Genomic DNA, 19,040 nt, shown 5'->3' with positions numbered 1-19,040 from the left:
GATTGGTAAATATGAATGCCTTAAAATATAGTGGGATACGTTTCTCTAATCTTATTAAGCCTACGACGGGAGATATTGATTTGGTCGCCATTGACCAATTGAACAGCATAAACATTATTTGTCATCAATGTCTTTTTGATAAAAGCTACATTGACAATTTTAGAGCGATTGACTTTTATGAAATCGTCTTTGTGAAATATTTTCTCAAAAACTTTTATATTGTAGCCTGAAACGATACTTTTACCATCTTGCAAATAAAGCAAAGTATAATTGATAGAAGATTCAAGATAGCAGATGCTTTCTTGGCTGAGGTCATTTAAGATTTTGGGTGTTTTCATGGTGTATGTATGCCAGTTGTTTCTACAAATTTGCTACAAAAAAAAAACTCAAAAAATAACCCTTAAAGGTGAAATTTCATGTAATTTTTTGCCAACTATCACCCGACAGGGTGATAGGAAAAGAAAGCCTTTAAAGGTATTTTTGTAGAAATTTTTTGATTATGGAAAAGACAAAAATCAGTATTATAGAAGATAATAAGGTAATCAGAGATAATGTATCCAAGTTTATTGGCTTTCACGAAGAGTTTGAATTAGCCATGATTCATGGCTCTGTTGAGTCTTTTTTGTATGAAATTGAAGCAAATCCTAAGAAAAACACGGACATTTTACTTTTAGATATAGGTTTGCCAGGAATGTCTGGTATTGATGCTTTACCTATATTGCTTGAAAGAAAACCCGAGATGAATATCATCATTTTGTCAACTTATGAAGAAGAAGACATGATTTTGAAAGCTCTTTGTTCAGGAGCTTGTTCGTATGTATCAAAGAAAGCGAGTTTGACAGAAATAGTTGAGGCTATCAGGATAGTAGTTAATGGTGGCTCATATATGTCGCCGAGCATTGCCCGTGAGATTATCAACCATTTGATGGGGGGAAGAGTCAGTAAAGCTACCATACTTTCTGAACGGCAGAAAGAGATTTTGGAGAAATTAGTTGATGGTAAAAGCTATAATGCAATTTCAGAAGAGCTATTTATTTCAATAGAAACGGTACGCTCGCACATCAAAAAAATGTATAAAGTTCTTCATGTAAATAATAAAACGGAGGCCATTACAAAATACATGAAGGGGCATATTGGTTAGTATTTGACTCAAAAAATAAATATTTGCCTAAAATTGAAAACTAATAAACTTCGCACTTTTGCTGTGAGAACTTGGCTGATTTGTATTCCTATAAGTCTATTGTTTGCATGTAGTCAACAGGGTAATTCACAAAGAGAGCAAACATCCTTAAAAATCTTAGCCGCCAATGGTTATCAGATTGCACTGGATACCATGCCACCATTGGAAACTCTTCCTATTGGAAAAATGGAGACGATTCCACTTGGAAAACCCACCGAATCACCAATTCCAAGTTATACAAAGCCAATTGAATGGAAAACTACAAAAGCAGGTAATCCAAAAGTTTATACTTTAGGCTTAGATTCTGTACCATTTCCTAAATCTGTGCCAGCTATTCATCAGCCTTTGCGTGCAGGAAGTCCCCAAATCAATGTCGCTAAACAGTTTTATAGCAAAGATTATAATCCATTTAATTTAAGAATTTTTGGACTGAATGAAGGGCTGATAGAAAGCCAAGTACATAACCTTTTTCAAGATAAAAAAGGAAATATTTGGTTGGGCACTTTCAATGGTATTTCAAAGTATAATGGACATACTTTTGAAAATTATACTCGAAAAGAAGGCTTAGTTGATAATTTTTATCAATGTGGTCTGGAAGACCAAGAAGGAAATATTTGGCTGGGTTTTCGAGGAGGGGTAACGAAATATGATGGGGTAAATTTTACAAATTATACAACAAACGAAGGATTGAGTAATAATAATATCGAATCAATCATCGAAGATAGAAAAGGTAATATATGGTTCGCAACCTTAGGCGGCGGTGTTACGATGTTTACTCCCAAAAACAATACTTTTACTCATTTTGGAATGAAACAGGGGATGCCGCCTAATGTATTGAGTATCTTAGAAGATACAAAAGGGAATCTTTGGTTTACTACTCAAGATTATGGACTAGTAAAATATGATTCAAAAAGTTTTTCAAGATTTAGTTATTATGAAGGACTTACTTATAATACAATTATAGATGTAAAAGAAGACCACTCTGGTAATATTTGGTTGGCCATGTGGACGGGTGTAACAAGATTTGACGGTAATAACTTTTATCATTTAACAGGAAATCAGAATAGTTATGCAAGTAAAATCTCGATAGATATGAAAGGTGATATTTGGTTTGGAGCAATGCCAGGAGGGGTTTATAAAATTGACAAAACTTTTGCAACGATTACATCAATAACGAGCAATGAAGGTTTGCCCGATAATCAAGTAATATCTTCAATGATTGATATTAATGATAATCTTTGGTTTGGAACTGGAAATGGTGTGGTAAAACACAGTAAAATGGTAAACAACCTTAGCAAGAAAGATGGCTTAGTTGGATTTCAAGTAAATTGTGTATTGAAAGATAAAAAACAAAATATTTGGGTGGGTACTCATGCAGGAGGAATTTCAAAAATTGATTTTGAAGCAAATAAAATTAAAAACTACACACCTAAAGAAGGCTTGAGTAATGAAAACATTACGAGTATGTTGCAAGACAAAGCCGGTAATATTTGGTGCGGAACACAAGACTTTAATATGTTCCGACTCAATGCTGATGGAAAAACCCTGACACATTTCAGAGATAGTGGAAGTTACGTGGTTTGTATATTTGAAGACAAGGATGGAAATATATGGTATAGCTCAAGACAAAAAGGAGAAGTTCTACGAATCAATAAAAAAGATAGTACGGTTACTCATTTTACAACAAAACAAGGTTTGCCTCACAGCCAAGTTATTAGGATTTGGCAAGATAGTGGTGGCAATATTTGGTTTTGCACCTTCAATGGCGTATCAAGACTTGATAAAAATGGCAAGCAACTGACCAATTTTACTGAAAAAGAAGGAATGAAGCTAAGTATTGTGGAAAGTGTGTTTGAAGACAAATATGGGAATTTTTGGTTTAGTAATTTAGCAGATGGAATTACTCATCTCAATTATAAAAATAAGACTTTTATTCATTTTACAGAAAAAGATGGCTTGAGTAATAATTCTGCTTTTGGTATTTTGAATGATAAAGTGGGTAATCTATGGTTTAATACTCGAAATGGTCTAAGCAAACTATCAAGCGATGTATTGCAGCAACTTGCTTCCAAAGAACCACTTTCAAAGCCGATTTATTTCAAAAATTACACAGCCGAACAAGGTTATTTAGGTTTTGGTGGTGGAAGATTTGATATTGTTGAAGACTCAACTGGCAGAATATGGATTCCGATGACTGATAGATTAACCATTTTTGACCCGAGCCAAGAATTGATAAAAAAAGAGAAACCTGTGATGCAGTTAACCAATATAAAATTATTTAACGAACCTATTACTTGGAAAAAAGATACAAGTTTTGTTTTGAAAAATGGCTTGGAAGTTGGTGATTTTCATTTTGAGGGCTTATCTCAATGGTATAATCTCCCAGAAAAACTACAACTTGCCTACAATAATAGTTATCTCAATTTTGAATTTGTGGGCATCAATACCAATACCCCACAAAAACTGATTTACCAATACACATTAGAAGGACTCGAAAAAACTTGGAGCGTTCCGTCAGCACGTTCGGAGGCTTCCTACGGGAATTTGCCTACAGGCAATTATGTTTTTAAGGTGAAAGGGATGAATAGTGATGGTAATTGGAGTGAAATTTATTCATACCAATTTTCGATTCGTCCACCTTTTTGGAAAACTTGGTGGGCATATTTGATTTATATTTTGTGTATTGGCTATACTATTTATCGACTCATTAATTATAGGGTGGAACAAGGTATCAACAGAATAAGAGCCTTAGAAGCAATTCGTACCAAAATATCAGTTGATTTGCATGATGATGTTGGCTCAGTTTTATCGGGGCTTGCCATGCAGTCGCAAATGTTGGCTTTTTCGGCCAAAGAAGAACAAAAAGAGTCATTACTAGAAATCAGTAGCATGAGCCATGATGCCATGGAACGAATGCGAGATACTGTTTGGGCAATTGATTCAAGAAAGGATAAATACGAAAACTTGATTGACCGAATGAGGGCTTTTGCTGAGAAAAACCTCAATATGAAGCAAATCAAACATATATTCAAGGTCGAAGTCGAAGACTCGAAGAAATTTATCAACCCTGAAAAAAGGCAGAATGTTTACTTGATATTGAAAGAAGCTATCATTAATATTTGTAAACATTCTGACGCAAAAAACGTAACTATTGTTTTTAGACAAGAAAAAAACTCCTTGTATTTATTGATTCATGACGATGGTTCTAAAAAAAATACAATCAATAGCGATGGTTTGGGGCTAAATAATATGAAAATGCGAGCCAAAAATATTGGTGCAACTTTAAACATATTTTACGAAAATGGCTTTTCTGTTGAACTAAGCATTGATTAATAGTTCAACTAAAACAAGCCACATTCGCCACAATCTGTGCCTTGAAAAAACTACTCATTCCATGTATCTCGAGTCCTGGGTTGAGAGTTATCGAATTTGGTGCTTTAAAATCTATTGCTCCTGCAGGGGTTAAGATTTTGGCTTTTGAAGTGATAGTTTGAATTGACCTGCCTGCATAATCAGGAAAATCTATAGTGCCTGTGATGTTGCTATTTTTAACTTGTGATGGCAGATTGCCTACATACTCATACGCACCCATGTCATAGGGACTTCAAATGGAGCGGGGGTTCGGTCCAAATCCGACGGCAAGTGCCTCCCATTATTACCTGTTATAGGATTGATGCCTGTATTGATAACTTTGGAACCCCATTTGACGTAAAAATCATCCGCTGTGGTGGGTGCCGAAGAAAACCTCGGCAGATCTATAAAGTTGGGGTTGATCGTATTGCAGTTGAGGTTGCCCGTTCTAGGAGTGACGCCTTGCACTAAACTGTATGTGATGGTAGTAGGGGTACTTCCGCCATTGAAATTGTTGGTAGTGATACCGCTTCCGTTGCCGTACATCAACACATTCTTTAGGGTCAAGTTAACAATGCCCGAAGTTTGGCCTTCAATTGTCATTGCCTGCGGGGCAGTACCTGCAATGGTGCAATTGGTGTAGGTAATGTGTCATACCTACAGCATCTACCAATATAGTATGGTGCTACTTGTTATCATCAATTGAAACCGATGACAAAATTGTCGGGTTGGCAATTCCATTGTAGCGTGCGACTATTATTTTGCTTACATTAGGTCCACCATTGTATTTCCAATCGTAATTACATTGGTCGAGTCACTTACATATCTTACTTTTACCGAATCTATGTACTGTAGCTACCAAGCCCATCCAAGTAATAGAAGAATTGCTAAAAATATAAGACTGCCCAATGCCTTGAATGGTGTAAACGCTCAAAATCATTGCTTCACCAGTGATAAATGTTCCATCAGGAGTTCTTGTGATTACATTTGCACTAAATTTTCTGATATTGTTGGTTTTCATTTTGAGCGTAATACCAGTGCTAACATTGGTCGTAGAAATGGCATCGTTTAGGTTTTTGATGCAGTCTGGCAGTGGCTACATACATAAAATCATTTTGTGGCGTAGGCCCCATACGGACGTTGGGCGTTGCTTGCACACCCGAAGGCAAATTTTGCTCGGTATAAGAATAACTTCCAAGTTTATAGAAATTTAGTTCATTACCATTGCTATTGAAGTACTGAACTATCTGAGCCAGTGCTGTCTACGAGCAAACAAGGAGTAGGAAAAGGATTAGATTTTTCATGGTTTTTTGGGAGAATACTCAATACAATTTATGCATATTTTGTTATTTTAATAGTTAGATTTTTTTGATTTTACTTTCTAAACTCCTTCAAAATACCTTCCAATCTCTCCTAAATTTTTTAAATCATGATTTAGGAAAAATGATTAATAAACTGTTTTTTATCAATCAAAAATCACAAGTATCTGAGCGATAAATCCGAAACTTATCGCTCAAATATTGGGTTTATTAATCTAAAAATCAACTTCCATTCCAAGCTGCATAAGTCAAGAAATCCCAACCGTAGTTTATTGGAGGGTCTAATTGCCCTGTGGTGGGGTTGGTAGGTCTGTAAAAAATAAATACCTTTGGCATTAGCAACTCTATGGTTTCGGTAAAATCTCCATTATCTTTGATAGACAAAACCCGCACATTCTTTGCTTTGAAATTGAGATAGGTATGATAGCTATTTGGAATAAATTTCGCAAAGGCAATTTCAACATCTGTAAAGCCGTCACTTACGCTCCCTCGCATTATATCAAAAAAAATCTGACTATTTTTTGATTTTATTTTTTTAAACGACAAAACCCCTGTCTGGGCTTTTTCATTGGGTTTATTGAGTACAGGTTGTGTTGTTATCAGCCTATCATTGGTAGTTGAGTAGCTGACATTAAAGATTTCTATGTACACAGCGAAGCCAGATGTTGGAGTTTCGCCTACTATGTTTGTACCTTTGATAAAAGTCCTTGCCGACTGTGCGTACAGTATTTGTCCGATAAATAGCAATACGAATGATATTTTTAATGTTTTGTTTTTCATTTTGATAAATTTTTAGAATGAATAAGAATATGGCGATACTGTAAGAAAATTCCAACCATAAGAAGTTCCTTTTGTTACTACTCCCACTCCATTGATATTATGCTCTATGATAGAGACTTTTTCAAATTTCAATTTCATGTAGTATTGAGGTATTTCTGCACTGGTCAGGCTGAGTTCACTTATCGTAACGCCCTCCATCCGTATGCGTTTGATTTCGGTTTGAGGTGTTGGTATATTGGCAGGTTTATCAATAAACAAATCTATAATAGGCACGTTGGTATTGTTGACCAATCTATCAAACAAAGCAATGACCGATTTATCTATCTGAAAATTCACCGTCATTTCTCCAAAAAGATTCACTTTCCCATTTTTCACGGTTGAAGTAGTAGTGCCTTTCACAATCCTGGTATCATTTACCCAGCTAAATGAGTAGTTGCTAATCAAAAGGTTGCTTGTTTTTGTAGGTGCGGGCGTTACGGTAGTACGGTTAGCATTGACTATGACATACTCACCATCGACTGTTGGAATATCCAAAAACATGACTGTGGTTATCTGTGCAAAACCTTTTTGGCACAGTAGGAGGAGTAATATGAGTATTGTTTTTTTCATTTTTTTTAGATTTTTTTTTTCCCCTCCTTTTTTCAAGGGGGAAATTTCAGAAAGTGTATAACATGAGTTAATTTACCCTTTACTGCTTCTCAAATGCCTCTGGGTATAGGTATTTTCCTTTTTCGGAGGCAGATTTTTCTACTGTATTGGGTATTCTGAATTTTTTAGCATAAGCATCATTTCTGATACCTGTTACTTGCCAACTGATTTCGATGTTTGGTTTGTCGGTTTGGATAATAAATTGATTGTCTTTTACCTTTTTTGCTACCATCGCCTGTGCAAAAGAGCCGATTGGCGTGAGTTGATAGCGAAAATCTTTGTTTAGTGCCTCAAAATAATCGGGCAATGTGATGGTGGCAAAGCCTTTTTCGTCAGTAACTACATTGCCATTATAGACATTCATCATGTCGGGGCTTTCTACGAAGCTATGGTAAAGCAACTTGTTTTCGGGGTCGAGCGGATGGTCAATTTTGAACGAACCACTGCCTTTTGAAACAGACCCACTTACATTTAGATTACCAGTAATGGCTACTGAACCATTAAATGTCCCTTGTTGTGCATTAAGGGCGTTTTGAATATTGGTTACTCCCTCAATTATCGTTAGCCCTTGTAAGCGGGTAGTGCCATCAACATTTAGGGCAAATCCACCAGGGTTAAAAGGCGAAGTAATCAAAACGCCATGCTGAAAATTGGTATTATTCACTACCAATTTGGCATTTGTCAAATTGGTAGAGCCAATCTGCACATTGGAAGAATCAGATGTTTCGCTCAAAATCGTACTGCCGTTTACATGAAAAAATCGACTTGGGGCAGTCTGATTGATGCCTATATAACCATTTGGCAATATTCTTAGAACGTTTTTGTTATTGACATTGAAATTTAGCATACTCGAATTATAAGTGCTTAATTGAAACATACTTGGATAAGTAGAGATAGCACCAATCTGAGTGCCAGCAATACCGATACCATTGGTAGGCTCACTTATTCTAAAAAATAAGTCTGCCCCAGAGGCATCTGTGGTAGAAATATTTCCATAGACATATTGCGTACTTTTAATAAGCAAATTGCCATTATTACCCGTATTTGGCTGTAATGTTATTGATTGGGCTTGGATAAGCTGATTTGCTCCAAACAATAAATAGATGATGGGAATAAGTTTTTTCATGGGGATTGTTTTTTGTTTACGAAGTAAAAAAAGCAATAAATAGCTACATTCTATTTGCAAAATGACTTTTGCAAATGAATTTTATTTGCAAAAACTTTTGCAAAACACTATTTTTATGAAATATTCTTTTGCCTAAAACTAAAATGAAAATCAAAGACAAAATCTTTCTGCAAGAACTCCGAGAGCAATTTCTTCAAAAGATAATTGATGAGTGGAATGAAAAATGGCAGTCAGATTTTAATGAATTTGAAAGTTTTGAAGCCATCAAAAACAAAAATGCTTTTCTGGAAGCACTCTTGGCCGATATTGAAGTGTGTCTTTATCAAAAACTTAACGGACAAAGCAGTAAATATTTATTCAGTAAAGATTTTCTACGACGATTTATCTACGAATACGGAAGTAAGGAGGCTCGTATTCAGAGTCATTCTCGCTCAGGTATAGCAATATATTTAGTTTATGATGGTTGGGAGGATTTTATCGAAAAAAATCAACTAAACGATTCTCAGAATATTAATATTAACTATGTCAATATTGATGAAAGCCTTTTGCCAATTTTGCTGAAAAATCAAAGTTTAGTTCTTGATAATCAAGGATTTGTTAATTATCAAGAATTAAAGCCCAAACGAAATCTCAAAAAGTACTTATTTGCTTTTCTTGGAATAGTTTTAATTGGTGTTATTTCATATTTTACCTTTAATTGGTGGCAAAACCGACCCTTCACCGAAGAAGATTTGAATGGAATTAAGTTTGAAATCATCAAAACTGTAGGAAAATATCCACAGGCAGTCAGAATTAAATACGATGTTTCGAGCTTGCCTAATGTGAAAAATATAGAAATAGAAACTGGAGTAGGAAAAATTGTTACAGGGACTCATTTTGAAGGCTTTACGGTGGTTTCCAATAAAAAAAATGATACACTAGCTCAAACCTATTTTTTTCCTGGTATTTATCATCTGACACTATCTGTCAATAATAAAGTAGTAAAGCACCTTTACCATACAGTTTACTCTAAACGCAATCTATGGACGGCTTGGGGCTTTGGTGTGGCTTACGGAAAAGACTGGATTACGAATATCAACCCAACAAGCAATTACATCAAAGGTGGGATTTTTCATTTCGACCCAAACGAATTGCCGAAAGAAATTAAACAAGAAGATGATTTGAAAAATACGACTCATGTGCTTGTTCAAGATTTTGGTTTGAATTTAGACAGTACGCAAATGGAAGCCCGAATGAAAAACCCTCAAAACGAAGGTGGAGAAAGCTGCTATGATATGCAAATAATCTTTTTTGATAAGAATTTCAACTCAGTCGGTGCTAAATTTACAACAGAAGGTTGCACCGATTTTGCTTCCTTAATTGTAGGGAAAACATATTTCAGGATTCAAAATAACAAACGAAAGAACATTGATTTAGATAGTTTTGGCGTAAATCAAGATGAATGGAATGTTTTCAAATTGGTCGTAAAAGGTAAAATTTTGGAGGTGTTTGTAAATGATAAATTAGCGTTTAAAGGTGCGTTTGAAACATATGAAGCCTGTTTGGGCATAGTAGATGCACGTCTTGTTTTCAAAGGTGCTGGCTCAATAGATTGGGTAAAAGTTTCTAATTCATATACAGGTAAAGTTGTTTATAAGACTGATTTTAATGAATAATCCAATCTAATATTTTTCAAGTATTGACATAAAAACTATCGATAATCTCTTTGTTCAAAACCTACCAAATAGCTGATTTTCTTAACACAAATAAGAAAAATGTTCATTTCCATATAAATAGATTGGAAGGCACTCCTCCTGCAAAAAATATTATCAGACCACATAAACATCAATTTTGTGAGGTTTTTTTAATCAAAAAAGGTAAAATCAAACAAAGTGTTGATTACAAGGAATTTGATATTGAAGAAAATATGCTTTTTTTTATTTCAGAAGGCCAACTTCATCAATGGGAACGTAATAATACTGTTTTTGAAGGCTATCGATTGATGTTTACTGAAGAGTTTTTGTTGCTCAATCAGACTAATAAAAATATTCTTTTTGAACTCATTTATTTGAATAATTTATATCATAATCCATGCCTCAAACTCTCAAACAATAGTGCCAATCAAATCAATAAATGTTTTGATTTGATGCTGGAAGAATTTCAATTAGAAGATAAAAGTGAAGATGCTTTACGTTCCCTTTTGTTTGTATTGCTAATCAATATCCAACGTCTGTTTAATACCCAAAATTGCTCTAATTCCTCAAAGCATCAAATGGTTGTTTTCAAGCAATTTATTAGTCTGCTTGAAAAGCATTTTACTGAAAATCATTCAGCCAGCTTCTATGCTGATAGTCTTGCGGTTTCTACTCGGCATCTCAATAGAATTATTCAAAATATAGCAAATAAAAGTATTACAGATGTGATTCAAGAAAGAATAGTCTTAGAAGCTAAACGCTTACTTACTTATACTAACTTTACAATTAGTCAAATAACTGACCAATTAGGCTTTGAAGATACTTCCTATTTTGCTAGATATTTTCGTAAAATTACCCATCTTTCTCCAAGTGACTTCAGAAATAAAGAGTCCGAAAAGTACCTAAACTTGCCTTGATTGTCCTATTTGATTTCTCACAAAAAAATGTAATTTTGCAAAAGCCATAAAATCCAAAAATGGCTTCTAAGCAAAATGAATTCAACCCTAAAGACTTCTTCAAGTCCAAGCAGTGTATTTAGTGTACAACTGTTAACTATTTTCGTCTGTTTTTTAATGAACATGCTCGATGGCATGGACGTAATGGTGGTATCTTATGCCGCTCCGAATATCTCAAAAGATTGGTCTGTTAGTCCACAATCTTTGGGTGTCGTTTTTAGTGCAGGTTTACTAGGTATGGCCATTGGTGCAATATTTCTTGCCTCAAGAGCGGATAAAATTGGCCGTAAAGGCATCATTTTGATTAGCAATGTGCTAATGAGTGTAAGTGTTTTTGCCACAGCTTGGGCAAATTCAGTAGAAATGCTTACAATAATGCGTGTAGTCAGTGGAATTGGTATTGGTGGAATGTTGGCCAGTACGGCAACTTTAACTTCCGAAAATGCACCACAAAAAACCAAAGATTTTTGGGTGAGTTTTGTAATGGCAGGCTACCCCATCGGTGCGGTACTTTCGGGTTTGGTGGCTGCGAGCGTAATTCCTCAATATGGTTGGCCTGCAATTTTTAAAATTGCTGGATTTGCTTCCTTTGTTACACTTCCGATTGGTTATTTCTTCTTGAAGGAATCGAAAGAATTTTTAAATAAATCAGCGTCAAGAGAAAGACCTGCTTTGACAGCATTATTAGCTGAAAAGTATAAAAAGGCCACGATTGGACTTTGGGTGGCCATTTTTATGGCATTTGCAACATTATATTTTCTTACTACTTGGATTCCTAAATTGGCTTCTGTTACTGGTCTTTCTGTCGAACTGGCAATTTATGCAGGAACGGTTTTTAACTTAGGTGCATTTTTTGGAATTATTTCACAAGGCTATTTATCGAGCATATTTGGATTACAGAAAACCATCTTTGGCTATCTTATTTTTACTGCCTTTTTAATGCTTATTTTTGGGCAATTTGCAGGTTCTGTAATGGTGTTGGTCTTGTTTGGCTTAATTGGATTCGGTATTCAGGGTGGCTTTGTTGGAATGTATAGTTTGGCTGCAAGACTTTATCCAACTGAAATAAGAGCAACTGGGGTTGGCGGAGCTGTGGGTATTGGTAGAATTGGAGCGATTGTAGGACCACTTTTAGGAGGCGTTTTAATTGGAGCTGGCTTATCAATGACTACTAATTTTATAGTATTTGCTGTTCCTACAGTCATAAGTGGTATAGCAATGCTTTATATATCTACGAAGGATAGCAGATAAGTGAGTTTAACACATCAATTATTTAAAAAATGAAGATTACTTGGGAACTTGCTCACCTGGCTCATGTAGAGTTATTAACACCAAAATTAGATGAAAGTATTCGCTTTTTTACTGAAATTTTGGGAATGTACATCTCCGGTATTGAAGGTGACTCTGCTTACTTACGAGCCTACGATGATTATGAACATCATACTTTGAAACTTACCGCTCATCGGCATTCAGGTATGGGGCATTTTGCTTGGCGTACTCGTAGTCAAGATTCACTTGAAACACGTGTAATGGCGATTGAAGCAACTGGCTTAGGTATTGGTTGGGAAGACCATGAATGTGGCTATGGGAGAGCTTATAAATTTTATTATCCTGATGGACATCAATGTGAACTTTATTTTGATTCTCATAAATTTAAGGCTGAAGGTGACCAGAAATCTGCTTTAAAAAATACGGCAAGTAGATTTCCAGGGAAAGGAATGAATGTTAGAAGGATTGACCACTTAAATCTCTTGGCCAAAGATATTGTAGCTTTCAGAGATTTTCAATTTGGCATTGTAGGCGGTAGAATGACAGAAACGATTATTTTTGATGAGCAACCGAAAGGAGTTTGGGTTTCTGTCAATAATAAATCTTATGATTTGGCAATTACAGAAGACCATTCGGGCATGAATGGTCGTTTTCATCACCTCACTTATGCTGTTAATAGTCGTGAAGAAGTACTTTTAGCGGCCGATATTGCACTTGAAAATGGTGTTTTTATCGAGACAGGGCCGCACAAACACGCTATTCAGCAAACCTTTTTCTTGTATTTATATGAACCAGGAGGCAATCGCATAGAAATTGCAAATCCTACTGCTCGCCTTATTCTTGACCCCGATTACGAAACCATCGTTTGGAACAAAGAAGAACGCATGAAAGGACAAGCATGGGGACTAAAAACTGTGGAAAGTTTTCATACAAGAGGAACTCCTATGCCAGAAGAACTGCTTTGATTTTGGAATTGGGATTTTGGAATTATAATTTTTCAAATGCAGAAATTTCTGTTCGAATATCTGAGAATTTAGTGTTCGATTTTCGAGAAGTAAAGATTTAAAGATAAAAAACTACAAGATGAAATTGATAAAAGAAGAATGGAGTAGAAGGAAATTTATTGCTTCGTTGGCTGGGGCGAGTTCATTGACATTGCTTAATAATTCATTTGGATTGGGCAATAAATTCCCAATTCAAAACTACATATTCCAAACGAAACTCGATCCACGAGTAGAGCAAATTGTTGCTAAAACTTTGGCAATTGATACACATAATCATGTGGATGTAAGAATTTATCCTGACCAACCATTGCCCAAATACGATTTATTGGCAGATTTCAAAAAGTCAGGTTTAGCAGCTATCGTCTTGACTTTTGCGGTTGATTATCAAAAACTTCAAAATGAAGGTGATGCGTATAATCGTTTCATGGCTGGATTAGATGCGGCAGATGAACTTCTCAAAGCAAATGATTTGAAGCATTCTTTGAATTTATCAGGTCTAAAATCGTCATTTAAAAAGAAGAAACCTGCTATTATTCAATCAGTTGAAGGAGGGCATTTTCTCGAAGGAAAAATTGATAGACTCAAAATGGCTTATGACAGAGGGCTAAGAGTTCTTGGATTATTACATGATAACGATGCTGTTGTGCCGTTGGGCGATATTTATACAAAAGAACCAGTATTTGGAGGTTTAAGCCCTTTTGGGAAGGAAGTTTTAATCGCATGTAATAAACTTGGAATTTTGGTTGACCTTACACATTGTAGCAACAAAGCTATTGATGATGCCTTACAAATTGCTACTAAACCAGTCATCATTACCCATACAAGTTTGGATACGCAATTGGGTAAAAATGAAAAAATGGCTGCCATGATGAAACCAAGACTTCTCAGTAAAGAGCAAGCTAAAATTGTAGCAAATGCAGGTGGTGTAATTGGCGTATGGCGACATTTGACCGATAACTCATTAGATTATGCACAAAATATCCTTGCAATGGTTGATGTCATCGGAGTAGATAATGTCTGTATCGGTACTGATACTAAAATAACTCGTGCCGTCAAACCAAATGATAATAGTACTCCTCGACAGGGAGAATTTACCAACGGAATTTGGCAAAATCAGGAAACTGGATTTTTCTACGAAGTTGTTGATGCGATGCTAAAAACTGGATTTTCTGAAAATGATATTGTTAAAATTGGAGGCGGAAATTTCTGTCGAGTTTTTGAGGCATCAACGAAGTGATAAATTCTGTTTTGTATAAATTACTAAACTTAATGAATGATGAATAAACTATTAGTAATCTCTGCTCACTCAGCCGACTTTGTTTGGAGAAGTGGAGGCACAATTGCCAAGAGTGTAGAACAAGGAGCAGAAACCTTAGTGATTTGCCTTTCTTTTGGTGAAAGAGGTGAATCTGGGGAACTTTGGAAAGAAGACCCAAATCGTAGTGAAGAAAGTGTAAAAATTATTCGAAAAGAGCAAGCCCAACAAGCTGCTGATATTTTTGGAACACCCATTCAGTTTTTAGATTGGGGTGATTATCCAATGTTGATTTCGGATGAAAGAATAGCACAATTGACCAAAATAATCGGTGAATTTGAACCAACCGTTATTTTGACACATACTGCAAAAGATCCTTTCAATCCTGACCATCCTTTGGCTTATCAAGCCACCGAACGTGCGAGATTGCTTTCGTGTGGAGCGGGTGTTGCCAGTGCCTTCAAAAATATTGACCCACCTGCTTGGTATTCTTTCGAGCCGCACCAGCCTGAGATTTGTGAGTTCAAACCCGATACTTTTATTGATATTTCTTCTGTTTTTGACAAAAAAATAGCTGCCATGAATTGTATGGGTGCTCAAAAGTATTTGGTAGATTATTATACTGAATTAGGCGGAAGAAGAGCCAATCACGCAAGGAGAATCTCAGGTAAAAAAGAAGTGAAATATGCTGAAGCATTCCAAAGTCATTTGCCGAGAGTAACAAATTCGATATTTTAGTTAATGCTTATTTGTAAAAAAACATTTTTCTAATAACTAGTAATGTAAGTTGTAATTTATTTAGAAGATAAATATAGAACGCAGATTCTTATGATAATTATGGTTTTTATGATGAAAAGTAACCTAAAAAATCATAATTTATCTTAAAAATCATAAAAATCTGCGTTCTATATTTTTTGCTTACTACTTAAGTTAACCTGTAACTAATTACCAATAAATCATTTCCAAAAATGTATAAAGAACTTTCAAAGTTTTCTGCTGCTACTATCTGCGAAGCTTTGGGTAATCAAGGTTTTTTGCCTTCTGGTATCAAACCAATTGCTAAAGAAATGAAAGTATGTGGACCAGCTTATACGATTCAAACGATGCCAAGAGATAACGTACTTTTGCATCGTGCGTATGCTTATGCCCAAGCTGGTGATGTATTGATAGCCAATTGTTCAGGCTTTTATGAAGCGGGTTATTGGGGCGATTTGATGAGCTTAGGTGCTAAAACTAAAGGTATAAATGGCTTAGTAATAGATGCGTGTGTGCGAGATGCTGATGATATTGAAGCGATGGGATTTCCTGTTTTTTCAAGAGGTTTATGTATTCGTGGTACATCCAATCATGGTGATGGCACATTGAATGAACCAATCATCATTGGTGATGTTTTGATCAATCCAGGTGATATTGTGGTTGGTGACCGTGATGGAGTAGTGGTTGTACCTCAAAATAAAATGGAAGAAACCATAGAAAAAGCAATGGCTCGGGAAGCCAAAGAAGAGCGTACTCGTGCCGAACTCCGTAAAGGCAGAGTTTCGATTGATATTTATGGCTGGAGAGAAAAATTTGGTTGGTAATACATTAATAAAGAATGTTTAATGAATAATGAAAAATTAAAAATAGCCATTTTAGGACTTGGCGAAGCAGGGTCGCACTTTGCTAATGATTTAATAAAATTAGGCGTAGAAGTGACAGGTTTTGACCCAAATCCTGTGAGAAAACTTCATGACAATATGATTCTAGCTCAAAGTAATGCTGAGGCTGTAAAACAAGCCGATATTGTATTTAGTGCTAACCTTTCGTCGGTTTCGATAGAGATTGCTGAAGAATTGAAGGATGTTCTGAAATCCAACCAATTTTTCTGTGAAATGAATACTTCGGGGCCAGAAAAAAAGATTAAAATTGCTGAAATATTAAAAACTTCGGGTGTAAAAGTAATTGATTTGGCCATTATGGCTCCAGTTCCCCCAAAGGGAATAATGACGCCCTTTTTGGCTTCGGGTGAAAATGCCACTGAATTTCTTGAAAAAGTAAAACCGCTAAATCTTGACATAAAACAAGTAGATAATGGAAATATAGGCGATGCTGCCACTCGAAAATTATTACGCTCTATTGTTTATAAGGGTATAGCCGCAGTTGTTTGTGAAGCGATGGAAGCAGGCGAAGCATTTGGAATGGAATCATATATTCGTGGTCAAATAGGTTCACTTATTGGTGGAAATGATGACTTAATTGATCGTTTTGTAGAAGGAAGTCGCACGCACGCTCTTCGTCGAATGCACGAAATGGAGGCGGTAATAGAAATGCTCGAAGCAAAAGGGTTAGATCCAATCGTGACTCGTGGTACCAGAAATAATCTTGAAAAATTGATCAAATAAATGCAAAAGTCGATTCCTTTTATGCAAATACGTGGAGGAAGTTCAAAAGGGCTTTTCTTCAATGCTAAAGATTTGCCATCTGATGAAAAACTTCGTAATGAAACTATTTTATTAGCAATGGAAGGAACTTTGGCAGGCGACCCTCGTCAAATTGATGGTTTAGGTGGGGCAAGTTCGTTGACCAGTAAAGTAGCTATCATTAGTGAATCAGAAAATCCAGCATCTGATTTAGATTATAATTTTGTGCAGGTCGTCGTTGGGAAAGGAAAGATTTCAACAACTCAGACTTGTGGCAATATTTTGGCTGGAATTGTGCCTTTTGCCATCGAAACAGGTATGATTAAAGCGACTCATCCAACTACTTCTGCTAAGATAAGTATTATCAATACTGGTGGCATTTGCGAGGTAGTTGTGCAGACGCCCAACGGAAAAATTGAAACCAAAGGTAATGCTAAAGTGGATGGTGTAGTAGGTACTGCCGCTCCAATCATTTGTAATTATTTAGAGACTGTAGGTTCAACATGTGGTGCATTGCTACCGACAGGCAATTCTATTGATATGATTAATGACATAGAAGTGACTTGTATTGACAATGGAATGCCAGTAGTAATCATGCGGGCAAAAGATTTTGGATTAGTTGGTAATGAAAGTAAAGAAATATTAGAAGCCAATGAGCCACTTAGACAAAGAATAGAAGCAATAAGATTGAAAGCGGGGCAATTAATGAATTTAGGTGATGTAAAAGAGCAAACTATTCCTAAAATGTGTTTGGTTTCTCCTCCAGAAAATGGTGGAGTCGTGAATACCCGAATGTTTATTCCTCATGTAGTACATGAAGCGATTGGGGTTTTGGCAGCGGTTTCGGTTGCTACGGCGTGTATTTTACCTAATTCTGTTTGTGAAAAAATTATGATTAGTGAGCAGTTTGTCACTGAGATAGAAGATACGTATAGTTTGAACTCAGAATTTAGCATCGCACGGCGTACCGCTCAAAACTCAGAACTTTCCATAGAACATCCTTCAGGTGAATTCACCGTAAATCTTGAATACGAATTTCAAAATGATAAAATGATTATTCATAAATCTGGTGTTATTCGCACTGCTCGGATTTTGAGTAAAGGAGAGCTTTTTATTCCAGAATTATAAAATCAAAACACTAAACTTCTATTGTAGTTTTCTGATTCACAATATTTGTTTATATTTAAAAATTAATTAAACCTATCCTCAATGAAAAAGAAGAATATCATTAGTCTCTCAGTTGCGTTTGCATTTTTAGCATTATCAATCACAGGTATTTTGTTGTATATCAAGCAGAAAGCCCATGCTGTTGAAATGACCCACACTATTTTTGGGTTGATTTTCGTTGGCTTTGCTATTTTCCATATCATCAATAACTGGTCTTCGATTACTGGTTATTCAAAAGAACGCAAGAGCGGCAAATATCAAAAGGAGTTTATCATTGCAGGAATTGCTTTTTTAGTGATTTTGGCTGGAGCTGTCACTGAATTATTAGAGCCAGTTGCCGAAGCAGGTAGAATCTTTGCTGGAAAAAGACCACCAAGACCAGAACAATTGAGTTTTAATGAAGTAACAACCAATAAAGATGTAAAAGGAACAGCTTTGAGCATCATGGTACAAAAAGCTAAGGAGACCGAATTGCCTGTTACCGCTATATGGGTAGAAGATTCTGCTCATAATTTCGTAGAAAATTTATTTGTACCTGCAAAAATAGCTGCCATGCCAGAAGACGAAGAAGAAGCACGTGAAGGACATTTTGATATGAGTGATTTCAAAACTGAAACTTTAGCAACTTGGGCTGGAAAAGCAAAAACAAAAACGCCAAATTTTGAGCAAGAAACCCCTCATGATAACTTCATTGTAAAGACTAATACTGCAGCAAAAGGCCAATTTTTTGTTATACTTGAAGTAAAAAGTAAAGAAAAAACCGAACTTTATGAGGCAGCAGTCAATCAAGCAACAGGGGATGTTTTTAAGTTGAAATCGAAAGATGGGGGCTTAATTAAAAGTGCTTTAGTTGAGTTTTAAATAGATTCGAGATAGGAGAGAATAGATGTTTGTATTTTTCTCCTATCTCGAA

The 19,040-nt window shown here is 35.7% G+C and carries 19 protein-coding genes; 13 read left to right on the top strand and 6 right to left on the bottom strand.

Annotation, left to right across the window (positions count from 1 at the left end; genetic code table 11):
* Positions 1–20 precede the first annotated feature (20 nt).
* Positions 21–338: a LytTR family transcriptional regulator DNA-binding domain-containing protein gene (locus ACQUQZ_RS15815; RefSeq protein WP_435355994.1), complete on the bottom strand. Its 318-nt coding sequence runs from the start codon at positions 336–338 to the stop codon at positions 21–23.
* Between the two features lie 161 nt (positions 339–499).
* Here ACQUQZ_RS15815 and ACQUQZ_RS15810 point away from each other — a divergent pair, with 161 nt between their 5' ends.
* Positions 500–1,141 carry a response regulator gene (locus ACQUQZ_RS15810; protein WP_435355993.1) on the top strand — a complete coding sequence of 214 codons (642 nt, stop codon included), beginning with the start codon at positions 500–502 and terminating at the stop codon, positions 1,139–1,141.
* A gap of 33 nt (positions 1,142–1,174) precedes the next feature.
* Complete coding sequence (locus ACQUQZ_RS15805) at positions 1,175–4,513, top strand: ligand-binding sensor domain-containing protein (protein WP_435355992.1); 3,339 nt, start codon at positions 1,175–1,177, stop codon at positions 4,511–4,513.
* 4 nt (positions 4,514–4,517) lie between these two features.
* Here ACQUQZ_RS15805 and ACQUQZ_RS15800 read toward each other — a convergent pair whose 3' ends face one another.
* Positions 4,518–4,772 carry a hypothetical protein gene (locus ACQUQZ_RS15800; protein ID WP_435355991.1) on the bottom strand — a complete coding sequence of 85 codons (255 nt, stop codon included), beginning with the start codon at positions 4,770–4,772 and terminating at the stop codon, positions 4,518–4,520.
* A 240-nt stretch (positions 4,773–5,012) separates the two neighbouring features.
* Between ACQUQZ_RS15800 and ACQUQZ_RS15795 the strand changes: the two genes are divergently transcribed.
* Positions 5,013–5,174 carry a hypothetical protein gene (locus ACQUQZ_RS15795; RefSeq protein ID WP_435355990.1) on the top strand — a complete coding sequence of 54 codons (162 nt, stop codon included), beginning with the start codon at positions 5,013–5,015 and terminating at the stop codon, positions 5,172–5,174.
* Between the two features lie 171 nt (positions 5,175–5,345).
* Here ACQUQZ_RS15795 and ACQUQZ_RS15790 read toward each other — a convergent pair whose 3' ends face one another.
* The 4 genes from ACQUQZ_RS15790 to ACQUQZ_RS15775 all read right to left on the bottom strand — a co-directional run bounded on the left by ACQUQZ_RS15790 (position 5,346) and on the right by ACQUQZ_RS15775 (position 8,404).
* Entirely contained in the window at positions 5,346–5,552 is a 207-nt protein-coding gene (locus ACQUQZ_RS15790; protein WP_435355989.1) for a hypothetical protein, read from the bottom strand.
* 520 nt (positions 5,553–6,072) lie between these two features.
* On the bottom strand, positions 6,073–6,630 hold the full coding sequence (locus ACQUQZ_RS15785) for a hypothetical protein (protein ID WP_435355988.1): 558 nt from the start codon (positions 6,628–6,630) through the stop codon (positions 6,073–6,075).
* A 12-nt stretch (positions 6,631–6,642) separates the two neighbouring features.
* Entirely contained in the window at positions 6,643–7,239 is a 597-nt protein-coding gene (locus ACQUQZ_RS15780; RefSeq protein WP_435355987.1) for a type VI secretion system tube protein Hcp, read from the bottom strand.
* A 79-nt stretch (positions 7,240–7,318) separates the two neighbouring features.
* Positions 7,319–8,404, bottom strand: a complete 1,086-nt coding sequence (locus ACQUQZ_RS15775; protein WP_435355986.1) for a hypothetical protein — start codon at positions 8,402–8,404, stop codon at positions 7,319–7,321.
* Positions 8,405–8,547: 143 nt separating this feature from the next.
* Here ACQUQZ_RS15775 and ACQUQZ_RS15770 point away from each other — a divergent pair, with 143 nt between their 5' ends.
* From ACQUQZ_RS15770 to ACQUQZ_RS15725, 10 genes are all read left to right on the top strand, one after another.
* On the top strand, positions 8,548–10,059 hold the full coding sequence (locus ACQUQZ_RS15770; protein ID WP_435355985.1) for a hypothetical protein: 1,512 nt from the start codon (positions 8,548–8,550) through the stop codon (positions 10,057–10,059).
* A gap of 50 nt (positions 10,060–10,109) precedes the next feature.
* Positions 10,110–10,994, top strand: coding sequence for an AraC family transcriptional regulator (locus tag ACQUQZ_RS15765; RefSeq protein WP_435355984.1), 885 nt, complete (start codon positions 10,110–10,112; stop codon positions 10,992–10,994).
* A gap of 75 nt (positions 10,995–11,069) precedes the next feature.
* Positions 11,070–12,284, top strand: coding sequence for an MFS transporter (locus ACQUQZ_RS15760; protein ID WP_435355983.1), 1,215 nt, complete (start codon positions 11,070–11,072; stop codon positions 12,282–12,284).
* A gap of 29 nt (positions 12,285–12,313) precedes the next feature.
* Positions 12,314–13,267 (top strand): VOC family protein, encoded by a 954-nt coding sequence (locus tag ACQUQZ_RS15755; RefSeq protein ID WP_435355982.1) that lies wholly within the window; start codon positions 12,314–12,316, stop codon positions 13,265–13,267.
* Between the two features lie 118 nt (positions 13,268–13,385).
* On the top strand, positions 13,386–14,543 hold the full coding sequence (locus ACQUQZ_RS15750) for a dipeptidase (protein WP_435355981.1): 1,158 nt from the start codon (positions 13,386–13,388) through the stop codon (positions 14,541–14,543).
* A gap of 39 nt (positions 14,544–14,582) precedes the next feature.
* Entirely contained in the window at positions 14,583–15,299 is a 717-nt protein-coding gene (locus ACQUQZ_RS15745) for a PIG-L deacetylase family protein (protein ID WP_435355980.1), read from the top strand.
* Between the two features lie 230 nt (positions 15,300–15,529).
* Positions 15,530–16,141: a 4-carboxy-4-hydroxy-2-oxoadipate aldolase/oxaloacetate decarboxylase gene (locus tag ACQUQZ_RS15740; RefSeq protein WP_435355979.1), complete on the top strand. Its 612-nt coding sequence runs from the start codon at positions 15,530–15,532 to the stop codon at positions 16,139–16,141.
* A 21-nt stretch (positions 16,142–16,162) separates the two neighbouring features.
* Positions 16,163–16,942, top strand: a complete 780-nt coding sequence (locus tag ACQUQZ_RS15735) for an NAD(P)-binding domain-containing protein (protein ID WP_435355978.1) — start codon at positions 16,163–16,165, stop codon at positions 16,940–16,942.
* Positions 16,943–18,088 carry a 4-oxalomesaconate tautomerase gene (locus ACQUQZ_RS15730; protein ID WP_435355977.1) on the top strand — a complete coding sequence of 382 codons (1,146 nt, stop codon included), beginning with the start codon at positions 16,943–16,945 and terminating at the stop codon, positions 18,086–18,088. It begins immediately after the preceding gene.
* An 81-nt stretch (positions 18,089–18,169) separates the two neighbouring features.
* On the top strand, positions 18,170–18,988 hold the full coding sequence (locus ACQUQZ_RS15725) for a DUF4405 domain-containing protein (protein WP_435355976.1): 819 nt from the start codon (positions 18,170–18,172) through the stop codon (positions 18,986–18,988).
* Positions 18,989–19,040 lie beyond the last annotated feature (52 nt).

This window comes from Emticicia sp. SJ17W-69 (genome assembly GCF_051209875.1).
In the GTDB taxonomy this organism is placed as follows: Bacteria; Bacteroidota; Bacteroidia; order Cytophagales; family Spirosomataceae; genus Emticicia.
This window is presented reverse-complemented; position numbering and strand designations above follow the sequence as displayed.

What these genes read in the sequence shown, in the direction of transcription:
- ACQUQZ_RS15815 (WP_435355994.1), bottom strand. Translation starts at nt 338, where the DNA reads ATGAAAACACCCAAAATCTTAAATGACCTCAGCCAAGAAAGCATCTGC.
- ACQUQZ_RS15810 (WP_435355993.1), top strand. Translation starts at nt 500, where the DNA reads ATGGAAAAGACAAAAATCAGTATTATAGAAGATAATAAGGTAATCAGA.
- ACQUQZ_RS15800 (WP_435355991.1), bottom strand. Translation starts at nt 4,772, where the DNA reads ATGGGTGCGTATGAGTATGTAGGCAATCTGCCATCACAAGTTAAAAAT.
- ACQUQZ_RS15795 (WP_435355990.1), top strand. Translation starts at nt 5,013, where the DNA reads ATGGTAGTAGGGGTACTTCCGCCATTGAAATTGTTGGTAGTGATACCG.
- ACQUQZ_RS15790 (WP_435355989.1), bottom strand. Translation starts at nt 5,552, where the DNA reads ATGAAAACCAACAATATCAGAAAATTTAGTGCAAATGTAATCACAAGA.
- ACQUQZ_RS15785 (WP_435355988.1), bottom strand. Translation starts at nt 6,630, where the DNA reads ATGAAAAACAAAACATTAAAAATATCATTCGTATTGCTATTTATCGGA.
- ACQUQZ_RS15780 (WP_435355987.1), bottom strand. Translation starts at nt 7,239, where the DNA reads ATGAAAAAAACAATACTCATATTACTCCTCCTACTGTGCCAAAAAGGT.
- ACQUQZ_RS15775 (WP_435355986.1), bottom strand. Translation starts at nt 8,404, where the DNA reads ATGAAAAAACTTATTCCCATCATCTATTTATTGTTTGGAGCAAATCAG.
- ACQUQZ_RS15770 (WP_435355985.1), top strand. Translation starts at nt 8,548, where the DNA reads ATGAAAATCAAAGACAAAATCTTTCTGCAAGAACTCCGAGAGCAATTT.
- ACQUQZ_RS15760 (WP_435355983.1), top strand. Translation starts at nt 11,070, where the DNA reads ATGAATTCAACCCTAAAGACTTCTTCAAGTCCAAGCAGTGTATTTAGT.
- ACQUQZ_RS15755 (WP_435355982.1), top strand. Translation starts at nt 12,314, where the DNA reads ATGAAGATTACTTGGGAACTTGCTCACCTGGCTCATGTAGAGTTATTA.
- ACQUQZ_RS15750 (WP_435355981.1), top strand. Translation starts at nt 13,386, where the DNA reads ATGAAATTGATAAAAGAAGAATGGAGTAGAAGGAAATTTATTGCTTCG.
- ACQUQZ_RS15745 (WP_435355980.1), top strand. Translation starts at nt 14,583, where the DNA reads ATGAATAAACTATTAGTAATCTCTGCTCACTCAGCCGACTTTGTTTGG.
- ACQUQZ_RS15740 (WP_435355979.1), top strand. Translation starts at nt 15,530, where the DNA reads ATGTATAAAGAACTTTCAAAGTTTTCTGCTGCTACTATCTGCGAAGCT.
- ACQUQZ_RS15735 (WP_435355978.1), top strand. Translation starts at nt 16,163, where the DNA reads ATGAATAATGAAAAATTAAAAATAGCCATTTTAGGACTTGGCGAAGCA.
- ACQUQZ_RS15730 (WP_435355977.1), top strand. Translation starts at nt 16,943, where the DNA reads ATGCAAAAGTCGATTCCTTTTATGCAAATACGTGGAGGAAGTTCAAAA.
- ACQUQZ_RS15725 (WP_435355976.1), top strand. Translation starts at nt 18,170, where the DNA reads ATGAAAAAGAAGAATATCATTAGTCTCTCAGTTGCGTTTGCATTTTTA.